Origin of the sequence: Sphingomonas sanxanigenens DSM 19645 = NX02, assembly GCF_000512205.2 — a bacterium.
GTDB classification, from domain to species: Bacteria; Pseudomonadota; Alphaproteobacteria; order Sphingomonadales; family Sphingomonadaceae; genus Sphingomonas_D; species Sphingomonas_D sanxanigenens.
In genome coordinates, this window is the sequence record NZ_CP006644.1 from 2121726 (window position 1) to 2141943 (window position 20218).

Consider the following 20218-nt stretch of genomic DNA (forward strand, 5'->3'; position numbering starts at 1 on the left):
GGACGGCAAGGCGAAACGTCTTGCCGTCCAGCCGTTTTGCGACGGACTTTCAAATTTCATCCTGCTGCTTTAGCCCTGCCTATGGTGGTGGGAGCGGCGGTACGCGTGGCGATCGATCTCAAGACGGTTGAACAGCTCGCGCCCGATCAGAGCGCGCTCAAGGCCGCGGCCGGGCTGGCGAAGCCGGGCAAATGGTCGGCGATCGGCGCCAGCGACGATGGCGCGCTGATCTGGGGCGAATGCGCGGGATCGGGTGCCAATCCCTATCGCGTGATGGCGGACCTGCGCGATCACGGCAACAAATGCACCTGCCCGTCGCGCAAATTCCCCTGCAAGCATGTGCTGGCCTTGTTCTGGCTGAACGCCGAAGCCATCCTGCCGTTTCCCGTGGCCGATACCCCCGATTATGTCAGCGACTGGCTTGGCCGCCGGCGGGGCGGGGCGCCGAAGCCGGCGGATAGCGCTGCCGCGCCCAAGAGCGTCGATGCCGCACGCGCCGTCGAGGCAGAGGCGCGCGAGGACCCCAAGGCGGCTGCCCGGCGTGAGGCCGCTGCGGTGCGCCGCGCCGAGGATACCGGCCGCGCCATCCTCGATGCGCTCGACGCGCTCGATCAGTGGATCGGCGACCAGCTTCGTCGGGGCCTCGCCGGTTTCATCGATGATGCAACGACGCGCTGTCGGCGGATCGCGGCGCGGCTCGTCGACGGCAAGGCGGCGGCGCTGGCCGGGCGGATCGACGAACTGCCGGGGCGGTTGATGGCGTTGCCGGCGGGGGATCGCGTCCGTGGCGCTGTGATCGAGTTCGGCAAGCTGGTGCTGCTCGCGCGTGCGTTTCGCGCCGAACCGGGCAGCGCCGAATTGCGCCGCGCGATTGCCACCGCCGAAAGCCGCGAGGCGCTGCAGGCCGACGAAACCGCCCTTCGCGTCATCGCGCGCTGGGAGGTGGTCGGCGAAGAGGTCGAGACGCGACGGGACGGGCTGGTCTCGCAGACGAGCTGGCTGCTCAACCTGGATGAGGGGGATGGCCCGCGCTTCGCGATGCTGCTCGATTTCTTCCCCGCGAGCGCCGGGCGCCGCGGATCGGCCTTCGCGGTGGGCGATCAGTTCGAGGGCGAATTGCTGTTCTATCCCGCGCGCGTCCCGCTGCGCGCGCTGCTGCTGGCGCGCGGTGCCGAACCCGCGATACCGGCGGCATGGCCGGCAGCCGCCGGGCCGCTGACCGATGCGCTGAACCGGCCCCTCCTCGTCGAGCCCTGGGCGCTCGACATCCCCGTGCTTCTGCCCGCCGGCCGCGTCGCCGCCGATACCGGCGGCCGGGCGTGGTGGCGTTCGGCGGACGGGGCGACGGTGCTGCCGCTCGCCGAAACGCCGACGGGGCTTGTACGTGGCACCGATCTCGAACGGACCGCGGCGATCTGGTCGGGCGCTGGCTTGCGGCTGCTCACGGCGCGGACGCCGTGGGGACGGGTGGCGATCGATGGCTGAGCCGATCTACGACGCGCTGGACGGCGTGCTCGCACGCTGGACGATGGGCGGCGCGGGCGCGCCGGCGATGAAGCCATGGGTGGCGATGCTCGGCGACGATCCGGCGGAGGCCGAGCTCCGGCTGCTCGCATTGTCCGGCCAGTTCCTCGGCACCATGGTGTTCGCCGCGCCGGGATCGGCGCTGACCGCCTTGCCCGACCTTCCGACGCTGGCGCTGCCGAGCCTGCCCGACGGGCTGCGGCCGCTCGCCAATCGGGTGCTGGCGCGCGATCGCGACCCGGCGCGACGGCGGATGCTGCTGGAGCTGCTGGCCTCGCGCGGCCATGCGATGCACCCGGCCGACTGGTTGCCGGCGGCGAGCGACGAGGACGCGCCGGATCTCTATGCGCCATGGCGGGATTGGGTCGCAGGCGCAGCCGGCGCGGACGGGCGGACGGCGGCGCTCGACGCCGAAAGCTGGGACGAATTCGGTCCGGCCGGCCGCGCCGCCGCGCTGACGACCTTGCGCCGGCACGATCCGGCTGCGGCCCGCGTGCTGCTCGAAGCGAAGATGGGCGGGGAGGTGGCGGAGGCGCGCTTCCGCTTGCTCGATGCCTTGGCGACTGGCCTGTCCGATGCCGACGCCGCCTTTCTCCAGGCCGTCCATGCCGGCGACCGCGCGCCGCGGGTGAAGGCGCTGGCGCAAAACCTGCTCGCGCGGCTCGGCTGGAGCGGGGAGGCGGCCGGCGAGGATGTGACCGAACTGGCCGGCTTCTTCGAAATCCAGAGCAAGGGGCTGCTGCGCCGGACGAAGATCGTCGCGGCGAAGCCGCTCAAGACGACCGCGCAGCGCAACCGCCGCTTCAGCCTGTTGAACACTGTCGGCATCACGCCCTTCGGAGCGGCGCTGGGCCTTTCCGCCGACGACCTCTGCACGATGTGGCCCTGGGGCGACGACAGCCAACTCGACGCCGGGCTTGCGGTGATGATCGAGCGATCGGCGTCCGATGCGCTGCTCGTGCGCCTGTTGGCGCTGCTGGCGGAGCGGGGCGCGGCGACCGTCCAGCTGATGCTTCAGTTCGCGCCCCGCCTCGATCCCGCGCAGCGCGATGCGGCGGCGAAGCTGCTGCTGGCGAAGGGTGCGCGCTTCCTCGATCTGCTGCCGCTTGTCGGCGGCGCGGGCAGCATCAATGGCATGATCGGTGCCCCCGCCGGCGCTGCCCTGCTCGCCGGACTGGTGCGCAAGGACGAAGAGGCACCGCGCCCCGCCGATCTGGCGGAGGAGCTTCATGCGCTCGGCCTGATCGCTTCCCCTGCCGCCGCGCGCGAGGCGATCGCGCGGCTGACCGCGATCGGCATCCTTGCTGCCGATCCCCGCCTCGACATGCTGCGGCTCAACGCCGCCCTCGACCATGGAGTGACTGGATGACCGAAATGCTGCGGCTGCCGGCCGAGAAGAGCTACGCCGCCGAACTGGTGGCGCTGGCGGTGGGCGATAGCGCCCGCCGGCCCGCCGGCTGGGCGCTGTCGCCGCGCCGCGTCGTCACCTATCTGATGGGCGGCACCGCCGAGGATGGCACGATCATCACCCCGAAATATGTCGGCAACCAGCGGCTGATCGAAACCGCGGTGGCGACGCTCGCCACCGATCGCGCGCTGCTGCTGCTCGGCGTGCCGGGGACCGCCAAATCCTGGGTCTCCGAACATCTCGCCGCTGCGATCACCGGCGATTCCACGCTGGTCGTGCAGTGCACCGCGGGCACCGACGAGAACCAGATCCGCTATGGCTGGAACTATGCGCAGCTTCTCGCTCACGGCCCGAGCCGCGAGGCGCTGGTGCCGACGCCGCTGATGCGGGCGATGGAAAGCGGCAAGCTCTGCCGGCTCGAGGAACTGACCCGCATGGGCAGCGACGTGCAGGACACGCTGATCACGGTGCTCTCCGAAAAGATGATGCCGATCCCCGAGTTGAACGGCGCGGTCTATGCTGCGCGCGGCTTCAACGTGATCGCGACCGCGAACAATCGCGACAAGGGCGTCAACGAACTCTCCTCCGCGCTCAAGCGGCGCTTCAACGTCGTCGTGCTGCCGCTGCCAGACAGCGCTGACGAGGAAGTGGCGATCATCGTCAAGCGCGTCGGCGAGATGGCGCAGGGGCTGGAGTTGCCGGCACCGAAGAATGTCGCCGATGAGGTGGCGCGCGTCGTCTCGATCTTCCGCGAGCTGCGCTCGGGCGCGACCGAGGATGGCAAGATCGCGCTCAAGTCTCCATCGGGCGGGCTGTCCACTGCTGAGGCGATCGCGGTGATGGTCGGCGGGATCAGCCAGGCGACTTTCTTCAACGATGGCGCGCTGACGCCGGACATGCTCGCCGCCAATATGATCGGCGCGGTGGTCAAGGATCCGGTGCAGGACAAGGCGGTGCTCGGCGAATATCTGGAAACCGTGCTCAAGAAGCGGCGCGGCTTCGAGGGCTATTACGCGTCGCTGACCGAAATGCTCTGAGCGCGATGCCGGCAAGCGTCTCCCTGTTCGGCGTCCGCCACCACGGCCCCGGCTCGGCCCGGCGGCTGGTCGAGGCGTTGGATGCGTTGCGTCCCGAAGCCGTGCTGATCGAAGGACCGGTCGATGCATCGGATCTGCTGCCGATGCTCGCCGATCCGGCGATGCGCACGCCGGTCGCGCTGTTGACCTATGCGGAGGATGCGCCGGCCAATGCCAGTTTCTTTCCTTTCACCGATTATTCGCCCGAATATCAGGCGGCGTTATGGGCGGTGCGCAACGGCGCGCGGTTGCGCTTCATCGACCTGCCCGCAGGCGACCGGCTGAAAGTGCGTGAAGCCGAGGAGGAGGCACCGGACGAACCACCGGTCGAGAGCGAGGCGGAGGATCCGATCGCGCATGACCCGATCGGTACGCTGGCGACCGCGGCCGGTTATGTCGATGGCGAATCCTGGTGGTCGGACGTGATCGAGGAAAACCCGGAATCGACCACGGTGTTCGCCGCCGTCGCAGACGCGATGGGCGTGCTGCGCGCGGAGGCCGGCCAGCCGTCATCGCGCGAGGCCGCGCGCGAAGCGCATATGCGGCTTGAGATTGCCGCCACCGCGCGCGAGGTCGAAGGGCCGGTCGCCGTCGTCTGCGGCGCGTGGCACCTGCCCGCGCTCGCGGCGAAGCATGCGGTGTCGGCGGACCGCGCGCTGCTCAAGGGCCGCGGCAAGGCGAAGGTCAAGGCGACCTGGGCGCCGTGGACGACGCCGCGGCTGGCGCGGGCGAGCGGCTATGGCGCGGGTGTCGTCGCACCCGGCTGGTGCCAGCATCTGTGGGACACGAAGGATGCTCCGCATCGCGACGCGATCTGGCTGCAGCGGATCATGGCGGTGCTGCGCGCCCGCGGCCATTTCGTCTCCACCGCCGCCGCGATCGAAGCGCAGCGGCTGGGCGTCGCGCTGGCGGCGATGCGCGGGCGGCCGGCACCCGGTTTCGAGGAATTGCGCGACGCCGCGATCGCCTGCTTCTGCCACGGCGAGCGCGCGCAGTGGGACGACATCGCCGCCGACCTGCTTGTCGGCAGCAGTGTCGGCGCGATTCCGGACGATACGCCGCTGGCGCCGTTGCTGGAGGATCTCCAGCGCCAGCAGAAGGCGATGCGGCTGAAGCCCGAGGCGCTGGAGCGTGCGTTGACGCTCGACCTGCGGAGCGAAAGCGGGCTCGCGCGCTCCACCCTGCTCCATCGGCTGCGCGCGCTCGACGTGCCGTGGGGCGCTCCGACCGACGCGGGGCGCAGCCGCGGCACCTTCCGCGAAAATTGGGTGCTGTGCTGGCAGCCCGAATTTGCCGTGCGCCTCGTCGAGAATCTCGTCCATGGCTCGACGATCGCCGAGGCGGCCACGGCGCGGCTGAGCGAGGCGATGGCGGACGCGCCGACGCTCGGCGCGCTTGCTGACATGGTGCGCAGCGCGATGATCGCGGATCTGCCCCGCGCGGTCGACAGCGGCATCGCCGCGCTCGAACGCAAGGCGGCGCTGACCAGCGATTGCCAGGCGCTGCTCGTCGCGCTGCCGCCGATGGCGGACATCATGCGCTATGGCGAGGCGCGCGCGGGGGCCGCCGAGCATCTCGACGCGCTGATGCCGCGGATGGTGGTGCAGGCGGCGCTCGCGCTGCCCTATGCCGCGCGCAACCTCGACGACGCCGCAGCGGGCGCGCTGCAGGACGCGGTGCTCGGCGCGGACGGCGCGATCCGGCTCGCACAGCTCGACGCCGAGGTCGCCGACCAGTGGCATGAGGCGCTGGGCCGCCTGCTCGCCGACGACCAGGCGACGCGGCTGATCGCCGGCGTCGCCGCGCGCCTGCTCTACGAGGCCGAACTGATGCCGGCAGGGGAGAGCGCCGACCTGCTGCAGCGCATGCTCTCGCCGGGCACCCCGGTCGCACAGGCGGCGGGATTCTTCGAGGGCTTTTTCACCGGCGCCGGTGAGCGGCTGATCCATGATCCCGCGCTGCGCGGTGCGGTCGACGACTGGCTGCAGTCGCTCGACGAGGAAGCGTTCATCGCCAGCCTGCCGCTGTTCCGCCGCGTCTTCGCGGCGCTCGACCGCATGTCGCGCAAGCGGCTGATCGACGCGCTGTTCGGTCGCGGTGGCCGGGCTGCCGGCGGCTATCGGCTGGTCGAGGGCGCGGCGACGCTCTGGCCCGCGCATGAGGCGCGGGTGCTGGCGCTGCTGGATGCGGGGCGTGCGCGATGACCGACGAACGCAACCGCCGCTGGACCCTGGCACTGGGCGTCGATGAAGACGAAGCCGGTCTCTCCGATCGCGATCAGCGGCTCTCCTCCGCGCTGACCGCGCTTTACGGCGAGGGGGAGGATGCGAAGAAGGGGAAGGGCGGTCTCGGCGGATCGGCGCCGCGCGTCGCGAAATGGCTGGGCGACATCCGCGAGTTCTTCCCAAGCCCGGTCGTGCAGGTGATCCAGAAGGACGCGTTCGAGCGCAAGGGGCTGCGCCAGATGCTGCTCCAGCCGGAATTCCTCGCGACGGTGGAGGCCGACGTCAATCTGGTTGCCGATCTGGTCTCGCTGCGCAGCGTGATGCCGGAAAAGACCAAGGAGACCGCGCGGCAGGTGATCGGCAAGGTGGTCGCGGCGCTGATGGAACGGCTGGAGCGCAAGACCGCCGACGCGATCCGGGGCGCGCTCGACCGCTCGCGCCGGACCAACCGGCCGCGCTTCGCCGACATCGACTGGCCGCGTACGATCCGCGCCAACCTCCAGCACTATCAGGCCGAGCACAAAACGGTCGTGCCCGAGCGGCTGATCGGCTTCATGCGCCAGCAGCGCCGCATCGTCGATCTGGACGAGGTCGTGCTGTGCGTCGACCAATCCGGCTCGATGGCGAGTTCGGTGGTCTATGCCTCGATCTTCGCGGCGGTGATGGCGTCGCTGCCGGTGGTCGCGACAAAATTGGTCTGCTTCGACACCGCGATCGTCGACCTGACCGAGGAACTGGCGGATCCGGTCGAGGTGCTGTTCGGCGTCCAACTGGGTGGCGGGACCGACATCAATGCCGCGGTCGCCTATTGCGAGCAGCGCATCGAGCGCCCGTCAAAGGCGCATCTCGTGCTGATCTCTGACATGTATGAGGGCGGCGATGCCGAGGAACTGGTCGGCCGCGTTCAGCGGCTGCTGCTGCTCGGCGTCAACGTCATCGTGCTGCTCGCGCTGACCGACACCGGCCGCCCGTCCTATGACCCGCACCTTTCCGCGCGCGTCGCCGCGATGGGCGTACCGGTCTTCGCATGCACGCCCGACCAGTTCCCCGACCTGATGGCAACCGCGCTGCGCCGCGAGGACATCCACGCCTGGGCGGCGGATGCCGATATCAAGCTGGTTCGCGGCGAGGATTGAACCGGCCGCATTCAGCGCTTCTTTGGCTTGCATTCGTACGGCTGGATTCGCCGCGCGGCGACACGGGCCGTGAGCGCCAGCGGTTCGCCGATCTGGATCGTTCATGCCCAGCCCACTCATGTGTCGCTGCTTCGGGCGCGCCGGGAAGACGCGGTCGACGGCCGAATCTGACGAAAGTTTTTGTTTTGTTGGTTCATCGCATCAGCGTTGGGCGTGACCGGACCAACCTGGCCGAACCGAAAATCGGGCAAAGGTGACAGACGTTACAGTGAATTTTGGTCTCATCTTTACTGGGGTCGACTGTGCATGACAGGACCGTCTAGCGAGGACGCTCCCGGCGCTGAATCGCGTGTCCGCGGCCCGCCTGGGCGTTCGCAGGATGGGAACATTGCCCCTGCGCCAAGCGAACGCGATCGCGGGGCCCTGCGACAATGATGCTGGTCGCCGATCGCCCGTGAGGATATCGATCGCATCATGGCGACGTCTTTCGATCCCGCGCTGGTCACCCGCGCCTATGAGCTCGCGCTCAAAAGCTATCGGGAGGGCGGCTGCCCGATCGGATCGGTGCTGGCGCGCGACGGCGCGATCATCGGCGAGGGGCACAACCGGCGGGTACAGCAGGGCGACCCGATCGCGCATGGCGAGATGGATTGCCTGCGCAACGCCGGGCGGCAGCGCAGCTATGCGGGGACGACGCTCTATACTTCGCTCAGCCCCTGCATGATGTGCGCGGGTACGATCGTGCAGTTCGGCATCCCGCATGTGGTGATCGCTGAAAATGTGAATTTCGGCGGCAACGAGGATTTCCTGCGCAGCCGAGGCGTCGTCGTGGACGTGGTCGGCGATGCGCGCTGCATCGACCTCATGCGGCGCTTCATCGCCGAGCAGCCGGCGCTGTGGAACGAGGATATCGCCGAAGAATGAACGGCATCGCACGACGGGCGGCGATCGGCGGCGGCCTCGCGATGGCGCTGCTGGGCCGCGCGCCCGCGATCGGACAAACGACAGGGGCGGGGACGGCGATGTACGGGCTGATCGGCAAGATGAAGGCGAGGCCGGGCGAGCGCGATGCGCTCGCGGCGATCCTGCTGCAAGGCACGGGGGCGATGCCGGGGAGCCTCAGCTATGTCGTCGCCACCGATCCGGTCGACGCCGACGCGCTGTGGATCACCGAGGTGTGGGACGGCCCCGAAAGCCACAAGGCATCGTTGCAGCTTCCCGCGGTGAAGGACGCGATCCTGCGCGGCCGGCCGTTGATCGCCGGGTTCGAAAGCAGCGTGGAGACCGTGCCGCTCGGCGGCGTGGGGTTGCTGAAGCGCTGAGGCCGGAACCGGCACCGCTTCCGGATCACCGGAAGAGGCGCCCGGCGCATCATGCTTCGCCGAAGCTGCCGGTTTCGGGGTCGAGCAGATGCAGGGTGCCGTCCGCGATCGCGAACCATGCGCCGTGGAGCCTGAGCTTGCCGGCCGCCTCGCGCTCGGGAATGAAGGGGAAGGTGCGCAAATTGGCGATGCTGACCTTCACTGCCTCATGTTCCAGCGCGCTGCGGCCCTCGGGCGTATCGCCATGCGATTCCAGCACCTTTTGGCGCGCGCCGTCGAGCAGGTCGATCCAGTGGGCGATGAAGCCGCCCTCACCGGGCTTCGCACCTTCGAACGTCGCGGAAAGCGCGGCGCGGCAGCCGCCGCACGCGCCATGGCCGAGCACGACGATCTCGGGCACTTCAAGCTGGGTGACGGCGAATTCGACGGCGGCGGAAACACCATGCCGGCCGCCGTCATTCTCGTAGGGCGGCACGAGGTTGGCGATGTTGCGCACGGTGAAGAGCTCGCCCGGCGCGGCGTCGAAGATCACTGCGGGTTCGACGCGGCTGTCGGAGCAGGCGATCACCATCACCTTGGGGCTCTGGCCCTCGGCAAGCTCGGCCCAGCGCGCGCGCTCGCGGCGCCAGCCGGTCGCGCGGAAGCGCTGATAGCCAGCGATCATCTCGTCATAGTCCATATCGACGGCTCCTCTCGTTTGATCTTGGGGTTAAGGCGGCGGGCAGGGGGTGGCAAGTGGCGGCACACATCGCTATCTGCACGGGCATGAGCGAAGCCGATCCCGTGAACCTCCCGCAGCCCTCTTCCCGTCCGCGCAAGCCCGACTGGATCCGGGTGAAGGCGCCGGTTGGCGCTGCCTATTCGGAAACCCGCCAGCTGATGCGGCGGCTCAACCTCGCCACCGTGTGCGAGGAAGCGGCCTGCCCCAACATCGGCGAGTGCTGGACGAAGAAACACGCGACGGTGATGATCCTGGGTGACGTGTGCACGCGCGCCTGCGCGTTTTGCAACGTCAAGACCGGCATGCCGCGCAAGGTCGATCCGCTGGAGCCCGAGCATGTCGCGACGGCGGCGGCCGAACTCGGCCTCGAACATATCGTCATCACCTCGGTCGATCGCGACGATCTGCCGGATGGTGGCGCAAGCCAGTTCGTCAAGGTGATCGAGGCGTTGCGCCGCAACACGCCGAAGACCACGATCGAGATCCTGACGCCGGACTTCCGCAATAAGGCCGACGCCGCGGTCGAGGCGATCGTCGCGGCGCGGCCCGATGTCTACAACCACAACCTCGAAACCGTGCCGAGGCTCTATCCGACGATTCGGCCGGGTGCGCGCTATTATGCGTCGCTGCGCCTGCTGGAAAGCATCAAGCGCCACGATCCATCGATCTTCACGAAGTCCGGGATCATGGTCGGGCTTGGCGAGCAGCGCCTCGAAGTCCATCAGGTGATGGATGACATGCGCTCCGCCGACATCGATTTCCTGACGATGGGCCAATATCTCCAGCCGACGCCGAAGCATGCAAAGGTCGAGGATTTCGTCAGCCCGCAGGTGTTCAACGCCTATGCGGCGATCGCGCGTGCCAAGGGCTTCCTGCTGGTCGCGGCCTCGCCGCTGACTCGCTCCAGCTATCACGCCGGCGATGATTTCGCGAAGCTGCGCACCGCGCGCGAGGCAAAGCTTGCCAAAGCATAGCGAAACCCGCGCGCTGCCCTACACGCCTGAGCAGCTGTACGAACTGGTCGCCGACGTCGCCCGATACGGCGAATTTCTGCCGTGGGTGGTCGCCGTCCGCGTCCGTTCGAACAGCGAGACCGAGATGGTCGCCGACCTCGTGGTCGGCTTCAAGGCGTTACGCGAGAAATTCACTTCACGCGTCGCGAAACATCGTCCGGATGCGATCACGGTCGATTATGTCGAAGGACCGCTGAAGCATCTGCGCAATGAATGGCGTTTCCGCCCTGACGGGCAGGGCGGCACGCTGGTCGATTTCTCGGTCGATTTCGCGTTCAAGAACCGGCTGTTCGAGATGCTCGCCGGCCAGGTGTTCGACAAGGCGCTGCGCAAGATGACCGACGCGTTCGAGGCGCGCGCGGCCGTGCTCTATGGTCAGAGTTCGGATGCGGGCGGCACGACCACGGCGGGTTCCGCCGGCATCAGCAATTCGAGCGCACACAACGCTGCCTGAAGGCGGATGCCGCCGCGGCCGTTGTTCTCGAACACCCGCTTGTCTGCGACGACCGCGTTGGGATCGCCGTCACGCTCGGCGCGCGCGAACACCACGGTGCCGACCGGCTTCTTCTCGGTGCCGCCATCGGGGCCGGCGATGCCGGTGATCGCAACCGCGACATCTGCCGCGCTTTTCTTGATTGCGCCCTGCGCCATCGCCCACGCGACCGCGATCGAGACCGCCCCGAAGGTTTCCAGCACGTCCAGACTGATGCCGAGCGCGCCCAGCTTCGCCTCGTCCGCATAGGTCACGAAGCCCGCCTCGAACACGTCGGACGAACCCGGGATCTCGGTCAGCGCCGCCGAGACGAGGCCGCCGGTGCAGCTTTCCGCCATTGCAATGCGGCGCCCGGCCGCGCGGTTCGCCTCGATGACCTTGCGTGCCGCCTCGACGAGTTCGACGGGCAGGATCGTATCGCGCTGTTCGCTCACTCTTTGCTTCCCGATATCATTGCTGTTGCTGGCCGGCCAGGCAGATCGGCAGGCTCACGGTCTTGTCGCGGGCGAGCCCGATTTTGAGCATTGGCGCGACCATCTTTCGCATCTTGGCCGTCGGCAGCGGCGCGATCGCCAAGGCGAAGCGGTCGATCTCGCCGCAACCCTGGGGCTTCAATTCTTCCGAGAGGATGGCGGCCTGCGCGGTACCTGACATCGCCAGCGCTATGATGGCGCCAGCGTGGCCGAGCGTCGGCAATGCCCTTCTCATCATAGGCCGGTTCCCCCGATGCGGACCGATGCGATGGCCTGCGCGGCGATTCCCTCTCCGCGCCCCGTGAAGCCCAGACCTTCGGTCGTCGTCGCCTTGACACTAACCTGCGCCACTTCGATCATCAACAAGGCGGCGATGCGCGTGCGGATCGCCTCGCGATGCGGGCCGACCTTGGGCCGTTCGCAGATGATCGTCACGTCGACATGATCGATGACGCCGCCGCGCGCGGCGACGAGTGATGCGGCATGTTCGAGGAAGCGATGCGAGGGCGCGCCGCGCCATTGCGGGTCGCTGGGCGGGAAATGGCTGCCGATATCGCCGTCACCGATCGCGCCGAGGATCGCATCGACCAGCGCATGCAGCGCGACATCGGCGTCGCTGTGGCCGGCAAGGCCGTGGCTGTGCGGGATCAGCACGCCGCCCAGCCACAATTCGCGGTCCAAGGCGAAGCGGTGGACGTCGAAGCCCATGCCGGTGCGGGTGACGAGCATGGGTGCGAGGCGATGTTCGGCGGCCGCGAAGTCGCCGGGGTGGGTGAGCTTTTCGAGCATCGGATCGCCTTCCACGGTCATGATCTTGTGGCCGGCCGCGCGCGCGACCTGCGCATCGTCGGTGGCTTCGCGGTCGTCCGGCCACAGCGCATGGGCGCCGGCGATCGCCGGCTGGCGGAAGGCTTGCGGGGTCTGGACGCGCGCCAGCCCGTCGCGCGGCACCGGGCCGCCGAGGAGCGTGCCGTCGCTGGTCGCGAGGCTGTCGACCACCGGCAGCACGGGCACCGCGCCGTCATGCGTGTCGAGCGCGCCGATCAGCCTGTCGATCACCGCTGCCGGCAGCAGCGGCCGCGCGGCATCATGGATGAGGACGATGTCATAATCGGCGACCGCGGCCAGCCCGGCACGGACCGATTCACGCCGCGAAGCGCCACCCTCGACGCGGCGGGGCGCGGCGCGGCCGGCGAAGGCGCGGTCGAACAGATCGCCCTGTCCGGCGCCGGTCACGACGACGACGGTCTCGATCGCGGGATGCGCGGCAAGCGCCTGCACCGCGCGCACAATCACGGGAACGCCCGCGAGGCTGCGATACTGCTTGGGGATATCCCCGCCGGCGCGGGCACCCTGGCCGGCGGCGACGACGATGCCGGCGATGCGTGGAGGAGTCGGCATGGCGGCGGCGCTTTAGGGGAATAAGATGCGGGCGGGAAGGGCACTGCGCCGGATGCGCCTCTGCCTTGCCGCCGCCGCAATCCAACGCTATGCGATCTGCCTGATTTTTAGGCAGGCGTGATGAAGAAACTGGCACCCATTCGGATCGGCACCGTCGAGATCGCAGAGCCCGTGCTGCTCGCGCCGATGACCGGCGTCACCGACATGCCGTTCCGCCGTCTCGTCCGCCGCTATGGCTCCGGCCTCAACGTCACCGAGATGATCGCCAGCCAGGCGATGATCCGCGAGACGCGCCAGTCGCTGCAGAAGGCGGCTTGGCACCGCGAGGAAGAGCCGATCTCGATGCAGCTTGCGGGCTGCTCGCCGGCGGAGATGGCGGAGGCAGCCAAGCTCAACGAGGATCGCGGCGCTGCGATCATCGACATCAATATGGGCTGCCCGGTGAAGAAGGTCGTCAACGGCGACGCGGGATCGGCGCTGATGCGGGACCTCAAGACCGCTGCGGCGATCATCGACGCGACGGTGAAGGCGGTCTCCGTGCCGGTTACGCTCAAGATGCGCATGGGCTGGTGCCATGACAGCCTCAACGCCCCCGAACTGGCGCGTATCGCCGAGGATCTGGGCGTGAAGCTGATCACCGTCCACGGCCGCACCCGCAACCAGATGTACAAGGGCAGTGCCGACTGGGCGTTCATCGCCCGGGTGAAGGATGCCGTGTCGCTGCCGGTCATCGCCAATGGCGACATCTGCTCGATCGAGGATGCGATGACCGCGCTCGAGCAATCGCGCGCTGACGGCGTGATGATCGGCCGCGGCGCCTATGGCAAGCCGTGGCTGCTCGGCCAGGTCATGCGCTATCTGCGCACCGGCGAGCGTGCCGCGGACCCTTCGATCGAGGAGCAATATCACCTGATCGTCGAGCATTATCAGGCGATGCTCGATCATTATGGCGAGATGACCGGCGTCAACATGGCGCGCAAGCATATCGGCTGGTACACGCGCGGCCTCCACGGCTCCGCTGAGTTCCGCAACAAGGTGAACTTTATCGCCGAGCCCGATCGGGTGCTGGCGATGCTGCGCGAATTCTACGATCCGTGGCTCTCCCGGGCAGCGGCCTGATCCGCTTCGGCCGTCGCGCGCCGGCTGCGGCGCGCGACGATGCGCCACAGCCGGGCGAACTGCTGTTTGCGCTCCCCGAGGCGATGCTTCTCGTCGATCCCGACGATCTCGTCGTCAGCGTCAATGCGGCGGCGGAAAATCTGCTCAACCTGTCGAGCGCGGCGATGGTGGGCCGCAAGGTCGATGACGCCTTCATCGTCCCCACCGAATATCGCGATCGGCCAGCGGGGCGAGAGAGTTCGGGCTTCGCCGCCTATGATCTGGCGATCGAGACGCCGCGCGTGCAGCGCTTCCGCGCCGACTTCATCGTCGTGCCGATCGTCGACCGGCCCGGCTGGCGAATGATGCTGATCCATGTCGGCGCTGCGGCGCATCGCATGGGGCATCGCCTCGAACGCAGCGGCGGCACGATGACGGCGATCGCCGCGGCGGCGATGCTGGCACATGAGATCAAGAACCCGCTGTCCGGCATCCGCGGCGCGGCGCAGCTCCTCGAATCCACGCTGCCCGAGGCGGAACGAACCCTGACGCGGCTGATCCGCAGCGAGGTCGATCGCGTCACGCAGTTGATCGACCGGATGGAGGATTTCACCGATACGCGTCCGGTCGAGCGCAGGCCCGAGAATATCTATTCCATCCTCGAGCATGCCCGCGAGCTGGCATGCCAGGGCGTCGCCCGCGACGTCGAACTGCGCGAGAGCTACGACCCTTCGCTGCCGCCGGTGCTCGTCAATCGCGACGCGCTGATCCAGGTGCTGCTCAACCTCATCAAGAATGCCGCCGAGGCGATCGAGGGCCAGCCGCGCGGGCCGGGCGGGGGCAGGGGGGTGATCACGCTGACCACCGCTTATCGCCACGGCGTCTCGGTGTCGGTTAGCGAGGGTGGGCGGCGGTTATCGCTGCCGATCGAATTGTGCGTAATCGATGACGGACCCGGCGCGCCGCCGGAGATTGCGGATCATCTGTTCGACCCGTTCGTATCGTCGAAGCGCAGCGGACGGGGCTTGGGATTGACGCTGGTCGACAAGCTCGTCCGCGACATGGGGGGAATCGTCCAGCACGAACGGTTGAGCGATCCGGGACGCACGGTGTTCCGGCTGCTGCTGCCGCGTGCCAAGGTTGGGGAGAGGTAGATGGAGAGGGCCAGTGGGGGCCGGATCCTGGTGGCGGATGATGATGCCGCGATCTGTACGGTGGTGGGGGAAGCGCTGCGACGGCAGCAGCATGAGGTCCTGACGGTCGGGTCGATCGCGGCGCTGCGCGCGGCGATGCCGGAGTTCGCGCCCGACGTGCTGGTGACCGACGTCATCATGCCCGACGGCAACGGCCTGGATCTGGTGCCCGAACTGCTCGCCGATGCGCCGGGGCTGCCGATCATCGTGCTGTCGGCGCAGAACACGCTGACGACGGCGGTTCGCGCGACCGAACAGGGCGCGTTCGAATATCTGCCCAAGCCCTTCGACCTTGAGGAATTGTGTCGTGCGGTTGCCGATGGCGTGCGCAGCCGGCGTACCGCCGGCACCGCGCGCGAGGCCGACCGGATCGACGAGAGCCTGCCGCTGATCGGCCGGTCGGCGCCGATGCAGGAGGTCTACCGGACGATCGCGCGCGTCGTCGCCAACGATCTGACGGTGCTGGTGCTGGGGGAATCGGGCACCGGCAAGGAACTGGTCGCACGTGCGATCCACGATCTCGGCCGCCGTCGCCAAGCCCCCTTCGTGGCGGTCAACATGGCGGCGATCCCGCGCGAGCTGATCGAAAGCGAACTGTTCGGGCATGAGCGGGGCGCATTCACGGGCGCGCATGGCCGCGCCGCCGGCCGCTTCGAGCAGGCGCAGGGCGGCACGCTCTTCCTCGACGAGATCGGCGATATGCCGATGGATGCGCAGACGCGGCTGCTGCGCGTGCTCCAGTCCGGCGAGTTCACCACGGTCGGCGGTACGCGGCTGATCCGCGCCGACGTCCGCATCATCGCGGCGACGCACAAGAACCTGCCCGAGATGATCGCGGAAAGGACGTTCCGCGAGGATCTCTATTACCGGCTGGCGGTGGTGCCGATCGCCTTGCCCGCGCTGCGGCAGCGTGGAGGCGATATCGGCGAACTCGCGCAGCATTTTCTCGATCGCGCGGCGCAGGAAGGATTGCCCCGCAAATATCTCGATGGCGGCGCGGTGCTGCGGCTGGAACAGCATGATTGGCCGGGCAACGTGCGCGAGCTCGAAAATCTCATGCGCCGCCTGACGGTACTGGCGCGCGAGGATGTCGTCAGTGCGGTGCTGGTCGAGCAGCAACTCGCCGGCGGCCCGCGGATGGAGGACGAGCGCGTGTCGGGCGGGACGGAAACGCTCGCCGACGCGGTCGAGTCGCACCTCGCGCGCTATTTCGCTGCGTTCGGCCGTGATCTTCCGCCCGACGGCCTCTATGACCGGATCATCGCCGAGATCGAGGGGCCGTTGCTGGAGATCGCACTTGGTGCGGTGAAGGGCAACCAGCTCAAGGCCGCAAAGCTGCTCGGCATCAACCGCAATACGCTGCGCAAGAAGCTCAACGATCACCAGCTCGAGACCCGCCGTCTGCGCCAAGGCGGCTGAAATCGCTCCGTTCCGCGACCAACTGTGTTTGCTGTGCAACGAAACTGTTGTACGGCTGCAACGATGAATGCCGCACGCAGCGCGTCCACTGGCCTGACCCGCCTGCGACGCAAGGTCGCGATCCTGCTTGGCCGCCGCCGGCTGATGCCGGCTGTGGAGGTGATCGCGCTGGTCCTTGCGGTGGCGATCGGCGTCGCCAGCTATTTCATCATCGGCGGCGAGCGGTCTCCGCAGAAGCTGCTGACGCCGCCGCTCGTCGCTTTGCTGCTGGTCGCCAATCTGGTGCCGGCGATCGCGCTGCTCGTGCTGCTCGGCCGCCGCGTGGCGCATGGCCGCGCGGCGCGCTCGCCGATCGGCGGGAACGGCCGTCTGCACGTGCGACTGGTCGCCTTGTTCTCGGTGATCGCAGCGGTGCCCACCTTGCTGGTGGTGATCTTCGCCTCCCTGCTGTTCCAGTATGGCGTAGAATTCTGGTTCTCGGACCGCGCGCGCGGCATGCTGGAGAATGCCAGCGAGCTTGTGCAGGGCTATTATCAGGAGCAGCGCTCTCAGGTTGCTGCCGAGACGCAGACGATGGCGAGCGACCTGCGCGACTATCTGGGGCAGGCGCCCTATGACAGCCCCGACTTCATCGGCGGCTATGCCTTCCAGATGGCCACGCGCCACCTGAACGAATCCGCGATCGTCAGCATCGGTGCGAATGGGCAGCCCGTGACGCTGGCAATGGTCAATCCCGATGCGCGCGATGTGGAACAGCGGGTATCGTCGGCGGTGGTCGGCACGCTGCGCGCGGGCAAACCAGTGGTGATCAGCGAGACCAAGGATCGCGTAGAGGCGGTCGCGCGGCTGTTTCCCGATCGCGATATCTATCTTTATGCATCGCGTCGCTACGATGCAGAGGTGCTTGCCCGCGCGAGCGGCGTGCTGCGCGATTACAATGCCCTGCTCGACCGCAGCCGTGCGCTGCAGCTACAGTTCAACGCCGCCCTGCTGGTGATTTCGCTGTTGATCGTGGGGGCGGCGGTGTGGATCGCATTGCAGGTGGCGGACCGGCTGGTGCGCCCGGTGGGCGAGCTGGTCGATGCCGCGCGGCGGGTCGCCGCCGGTGAGCTCTCCGCGCGCGTCGCGTCGCCGCGCACGCAGGACGAGGTCGGCACGCTCGCCACCGCGTTCAACAGGATGACGCGGCGCCTGGAAGAACAGACCGGCGCGCTCGTCGCCGCCAACGACCAGCTCGACAGCCGTCGCGCTTTCATCGAGGCCGTGCTCTCCAGCGTGTCCGCCGGGGTGATCTCGGTGGACAAGGCGCGCGTAATCAGCCTGATCAACCTCACCGCGGCGACCTTCCTGCGGACCGGCGGCGAAAGCCCGGTAGGGCAGCCGCTGGCAAGCGTCGCGCCGGAACTCGATGCGCTGATCGACTGCGGCGAGCGCGAATCGATCGTCCAGCTCACAAGCGGTGGCGAGCAGCGCACATTGGCGGTGAAGGTGGTGCACGACGAGCAGGGTCATGTGCTGACGTTCGACGACATCACCCAGCAATTGCTCGACCAGCGCCGCGCCGCCTGGTCGGACGTCGCGCGCCGCATTGCGCATGAGATCAAGAACCCGCTGACGCCGATCCAGCTCGCCGCCGAGCGGCTCCGCCGCCGCTATGCCAAAGAGATCCAGAGCGACAAACCCACCTTCGAGCGGCTGACCGATACGATCGTCCGCCAGGTTGGCGATCTGCGGCGGATGGTCGACGAGTTCTCGTCCTTCGCGCGAATGCCCAAGCCGGTCTTCCGCGTGGAGGCGCTGATCGACATCGCCCGCCAGGCGCTGTTCCTGCACGAAGTGGCGCACCCGACCGTCCGCTTCACGCTCGACGCGCCCGATCCGTCGATCGAGATCGTCAGCGACCGTCGCCAGCTCGGGCAGGCGCTGACCAACATCGTCAAGAATGCGGTGGAGGCGATCGAATCGCGCGGCGATGTGGCGGGCGATCCCGGCTTCGTCGCCATGACCGTAGAGCTGCTGCCCGATGGGCTGATCCGCATCGCGGTGGCGGACAATGGCATCGGCCTTCCCGCCGAGCGTGACCGGCTGGTCGAACCCTATATGACGACGCGCGCGCGGGGCACCGGCCTTGGCCTCGCGATCGTCAAGAAGATCGTCGAGGAGCATTGCGGCACGATCGCCTTCGGTGATCGGCCCGGCGGCGGAACGGTCGTGACGATTCTGCTCGATCCGGCGATGCTCGCCAATCTCGACCTCGGCGACGCACCCGCGTCGGCCGCGAACGACGGCGATGCGTCGCCGATGACGCTTACCAGAATAAGGAATGATTGATGGCGCTTGACGTGCTGATCGTCGACGATGAACGCGACATCCGCGAGCTGGTGGCCGGTGTGCTCGAGGATGAAGGGTACACCGCGCGCTCCGCGGCGGACAGCGATTCGGCGCTCGCTGCCATCGATGATCGCCGGCCATCGCTGGTTCTGCTCGACGTCTGGCTGCAGGGATCACGGCTCGACGGGCTCGACCTGCTCGACGAGATCAAGCGGCGGGACAGCTCGCTGCCGGTGCTGGTGATTTCCGGCCATGGCAACATCGATACCGCTGTCGCCGCGATCCGGCGCGGGGCGGCCGACTTCATCGAAAAGCCGTTCGAGGCGGAGAAGCTGCTCCACCTCGTCAGCCGCGCCACCGAGACGGAGCGGCTGCGCCGCGAGGTTGCGTCGCTCAAGGCGCAGGTCGGGCAGGAAGAGGAACTGACCGGTGCGTCGTCGGCGATCAACGGGGTACGCGCGACGTTGAAGCGCGTTGCCGCCACCGGCAGCCGGGTGCTCGTCACCGGTCCGGCGGGCGTCGGCAAGGAGGTCGCGGCGCGGCTGCTCCATATGTGGAGCCCGCGCGCCAATGCGCCGTTCGTCGTCGTCAGCGCGGCGCGGATGACGCCGGAGCGCGTCGAGGAGGAATTGTTCGGCGCCGAGCAGGGCGGCGAGATGGTTCGCGCGGGCCTGCTCGAACAGGCGCATGGCGGCACCTTGTTCCTCGACGAGATCGCGGACATGCCGCTGGCGACGCAGGGGCGCATCCTGCGGGTGCTGACCGACCAGAGTTTCACCCGCGTCGGCGGGCAGCGCACCGTGAAGGTCGATGTCCGCGTGGTTTCGGCGACGTCGCGCGTGCTCGGCGAATTGATCGCGGCGGGGCGCTTCCGCGAGGATCTCTATTACCGGTTGAACGTGGTGCCGGTGCATCTGCCGCCGCTGTCGGAGCGCCGCGAGGACATTCCTTCGCTGGTCGATCATTTCGTGGCGCGCTACGCCAGCGAGCGGCGCGTGCCGACGCCGCAGGTGGCGCCCGACGCCGTGGCCGCGTTGCAGGCGTTCGACTGGCCGGGCAACGTCCGTCAATTGCGCAATATCGTCGAACGCACGATCATCCTCGCGCCGGGCGACCGGATCGGGCGCATCGACATGGACATGCTGCCGCCCGAGATCCTGGGCGATCAACCTGCGGTCGGCGCGGGCAGCGGCGTGGGATCGATCATGGGCGCGCCGCTGCGCGAGGCCCGCGAGACGTTCGAGCGGGAGTATCTGCGCGTGCAGATCCGCCGATTCTCGGGCAATATCTCCCGCACCGCGAGCTTCATCGGCATGGAGCGCTCGGCGCTGCACCGCAAACTCAAGATCCTCGGCATCTCGGACAATCGCGACGAGGACGAATGA

At 68.3% G+C, this 20218-nt stretch carries 18 protein-coding genes; 14 read left to right on the forward strand and 4 right to left on the reverse strand.

What is annotated here, in order from left to right; genetic code table 11:
• The first annotated feature begins 105 nt into the window (after nucleotides 1-105).
• The 7 genes from NX02_RS09755 (at nucleotide 106) to NX02_RS09785 (ending at nucleotide 8691) form a co-directional block, all read left to right on the forward strand.
• Entirely contained in the window at nucleotides 106-1485 is a 1380-nt protein-coding gene (locus NX02_RS09755) for an SWIM zinc finger family protein (protein WP_025292008.1), read from the forward strand.
• A complete protein-coding gene (locus tag NX02_RS09760; protein WP_025292009.1) occupies nucleotides 1478-2893 on the forward strand; it encodes a DUF5691 domain-containing protein in 1416 nt (471 codons plus the stop codon). Before NX02_RS09755 ends, NX02_RS09760 begins: the two co-directional genes overlap by 8 nt.
• The gene (locus NX02_RS09765) at nucleotides 2890-3969 is read left to right on the forward strand and encodes an ATP-binding protein (protein ID WP_025292010.1); all 1080 of its coding nucleotides are present in this window, start codon (nucleotides 2890-2892) and stop codon (nucleotides 3967-3969) included. The genes NX02_RS09760 and NX02_RS09765 overlap by 4 nt, the downstream gene beginning before the upstream one ends.
• Nucleotides 3970-3974: 5 nt before the next feature.
• Nucleotides 3975-6212 carry a DUF5682 family protein gene (locus tag NX02_RS09770; protein WP_025292011.1) on the forward strand — a complete coding sequence of 746 codons (2238 nt, stop codon included), beginning with the start codon at nucleotides 3975-3977 and terminating at the stop codon, nucleotides 6210-6212.
• Complete coding sequence (locus NX02_RS09775; protein WP_025292012.1) at nucleotides 6209-7369, forward strand: VWA domain-containing protein; 1161 nt, start codon at nucleotides 6209-6211, stop codon at nucleotides 7367-7369. The genes NX02_RS09770 and NX02_RS09775 overlap by 4 nt, the downstream gene beginning before the upstream one ends.
• Nucleotides 7370-7843: 474 nt before the next feature.
• On the forward strand, nucleotides 7844-8293 hold the full coding sequence (locus tag NX02_RS09780) for a nucleoside deaminase (RefSeq protein WP_025292013.1): 450 nt from the start codon (nucleotides 7844-7846) through the stop codon (nucleotides 8291-8293).
• Nucleotides 8290-8691, forward strand: a complete 402-nt coding sequence (locus NX02_RS09785) for a putative quinol monooxygenase (protein ID WP_342671304.1) — start codon at nucleotides 8290-8292, stop codon at nucleotides 8689-8691. Before NX02_RS09780 ends, NX02_RS09785 begins: the two co-directional genes overlap by 4 nt.
• 49 nt (nucleotides 8692-8740) lie before the next feature.
• On the opposite strand, the gene NX02_RS09790 is transcribed toward NX02_RS09785, so the two are convergent.
• On the reverse strand, nucleotides 8741-9370 hold the full coding sequence (locus NX02_RS09790) for a carbonic anhydrase (protein WP_025292015.1): 630 nt from the start codon (nucleotides 9368-9370) through the stop codon (nucleotides 8741-8743).
• 86 nt (nucleotides 9371-9456) lie between these two features.
• On the opposite strand from NX02_RS09790, the gene lipA reads away from it, so the two are divergent.
• Both lipA and NX02_RS09800 read left to right on the forward strand, forming a co-directional pair.
• Nucleotides 9457-10386: a lipoyl synthase gene (gene lipA, locus NX02_RS09795; protein WP_025292016.1), complete on the forward strand. Its 930-nt coding sequence runs from the start codon at nucleotides 9457-9459 to the stop codon at nucleotides 10384-10386.
• Nucleotides 10373-10879, forward strand: a complete 507-nt coding sequence (locus NX02_RS09800) for a type II toxin-antitoxin system RatA family toxin (RefSeq protein ID WP_025292017.1) — start codon at nucleotides 10373-10375, stop codon at nucleotides 10877-10879. The genes lipA and NX02_RS09800 overlap by 14 nt, the downstream gene beginning before the upstream one ends.
• Here NX02_RS09800 and NX02_RS09805 read toward each other — a convergent pair.
• The 3 genes from NX02_RS09805 to NX02_RS09815 are packed head-to-tail and all read right to left on the reverse strand — an operon-like array spanning nucleotide 10801 to nucleotide 12792.
• Entirely contained in the window at nucleotides 10801-11352 is a 552-nt protein-coding gene (locus NX02_RS09805) for a CinA family protein (RefSeq protein WP_025292018.1), read from the reverse strand. The two genes, NX02_RS09800 and NX02_RS09805, sit on opposite strands and share 79 nt — an antisense overlap.
• A gap of 16 nt (nucleotides 11353-11368) precedes the next feature.
• A complete protein-coding gene (locus tag NX02_RS09810; protein WP_025292019.1) occupies nucleotides 11369-11614 on the reverse strand; it encodes a hypothetical protein in 246 nt (81 codons plus the stop codon).
• Between the two features lie 11 nt (nucleotides 11615-11625).
• Nucleotides 11626-12792 (reverse strand): bifunctional 2-C-methyl-D-erythritol 4-phosphate cytidylyltransferase/2-C-methyl-D-erythritol 2,4-cyclodiphosphate synthase, encoded by a 1167-nt coding sequence (locus NX02_RS09815; RefSeq protein ID WP_025292020.1) that lies wholly within the window; start codon nucleotides 12790-12792, stop codon nucleotides 11626-11628.
• A 120-nt stretch (nucleotides 12793-12912) separates the two neighbouring features.
• Here NX02_RS09815 and dusB point away from each other — a divergent pair, with 120 nt between their 5' ends.
• The 5 genes from dusB to ntrX all read left to right on the forward strand — a co-directional run bounded on the left by dusB (nucleotide 12913) and on the right by ntrX (nucleotide 20218).
• Nucleotides 12913-13911 (forward strand): tRNA dihydrouridine synthase DusB, encoded by a 999-nt coding sequence (gene dusB / locus NX02_RS09820; protein ID WP_025292021.1) that lies wholly within the window; start codon nucleotides 12913-12915, stop codon nucleotides 13909-13911.
• A complete protein-coding gene (locus NX02_RS09825) occupies nucleotides 13887-15044 on the forward strand; it encodes a two-component system sensor histidine kinase NtrB (RefSeq protein ID WP_025292022.1) in 1158 nt (385 codons plus the stop codon). The genes dusB and NX02_RS09825 overlap by 25 nt, the downstream gene beginning before the upstream one ends.
• A complete protein-coding gene (ntrC, locus tag NX02_RS09830) occupies nucleotides 15045-16502 on the forward strand; it encodes a nitrogen regulation protein NR(I) (RefSeq protein ID WP_025292023.1) in 1458 nt (485 codons plus the stop codon). It abuts the gene before it with no gap.
• A gap of 63 nt (nucleotides 16503-16565) precedes the next feature.
• Nucleotides 16566-18833 (forward strand): sensor histidine kinase, encoded by a 2268-nt coding sequence (locus tag NX02_RS09835; RefSeq protein WP_025292024.1) that lies wholly within the window; start codon nucleotides 16566-16568, stop codon nucleotides 18831-18833.
• Nucleotides 18833-20218 carry a nitrogen assimilation response regulator NtrX gene (gene ntrX / locus NX02_RS09840; protein ID WP_025292025.1) on the forward strand — a complete coding sequence of 462 codons (1386 nt, stop codon included), beginning with the start codon at nucleotides 18833-18835 and terminating at the stop codon, nucleotides 20216-20218. The genes NX02_RS09835 and ntrX overlap by 1 nt, the downstream gene beginning before the upstream one ends.

Excerpts from the sequence above, each read along its gene's own strand:
- NX02_RS09760 (WP_025292009.1), top strand. The coding sequence starts at position 1,478 with ATGGCTGAGCCGATCTACGACGCGCTGGACGGCGTGCTCGCACGCTGG.
- NX02_RS09765 (WP_025292010.1), top strand. The coding sequence starts at position 2,890 with ATGACCGAAATGCTGCGGCTGCCGGCCGAGAAGAGCTACGCCGCCGAA.
- NX02_RS09770 (WP_025292011.1), top strand. The coding sequence starts at position 3,975 with ATGCCGGCAAGCGTCTCCCTGTTCGGCGTCCGCCACCACGGCCCCGGC.
- NX02_RS09775 (WP_025292012.1), top strand. The coding sequence starts at position 6,209 with ATGACCGACGAACGCAACCGCCGCTGGACCCTGGCACTGGGCGTCGAT.
- NX02_RS09780 (WP_025292013.1), top strand. The coding sequence starts at position 7,844 with ATGGCGACGTCTTTCGATCCCGCGCTGGTCACCCGCGCCTATGAGCTC.
- NX02_RS09785 (WP_342671304.1), top strand. The coding sequence starts at position 8,290 with ATGAACGGCATCGCACGACGGGCGGCGATCGGCGGCGGCCTCGCGATG.
- NX02_RS09790 (WP_025292015.1), bottom strand. The coding sequence starts at position 9,370 with ATGGACTATGACGAGATGATCGCTGGCTATCAGCGCTTCCGCGCGACC.
- lipA (WP_025292016.1), top strand. The coding sequence starts at position 9,457 with ATGAGCGAAGCCGATCCCGTGAACCTCCCGCAGCCCTCTTCCCGTCCG.
- NX02_RS09815 (WP_025292020.1), bottom strand. The coding sequence starts at position 12,792 with ATGCCGACTCCTCCACGCATCGCCGGCATCGTCGTCGCCGCCGGCCAG.
- dusB (WP_025292021.1), top strand. The coding sequence starts at position 12,913 with ATGAAGAAACTGGCACCCATTCGGATCGGCACCGTCGAGATCGCAGAG.
- ntrC (WP_025292023.1), top strand. The coding sequence starts at position 15,045 with ATGGAGAGGGCCAGTGGGGGCCGGATCCTGGTGGCGGATGATGATGCC.
- NX02_RS09835 (WP_025292024.1), top strand. The coding sequence starts at position 16,566 with ATGAATGCCGCACGCAGCGCGTCCACTGGCCTGACCCGCCTGCGACGC.
- ntrX (WP_025292025.1), top strand. The coding sequence starts at position 18,833 with ATGGCGCTTGACGTGCTGATCGTCGACGATGAACGCGACATCCGCGAG.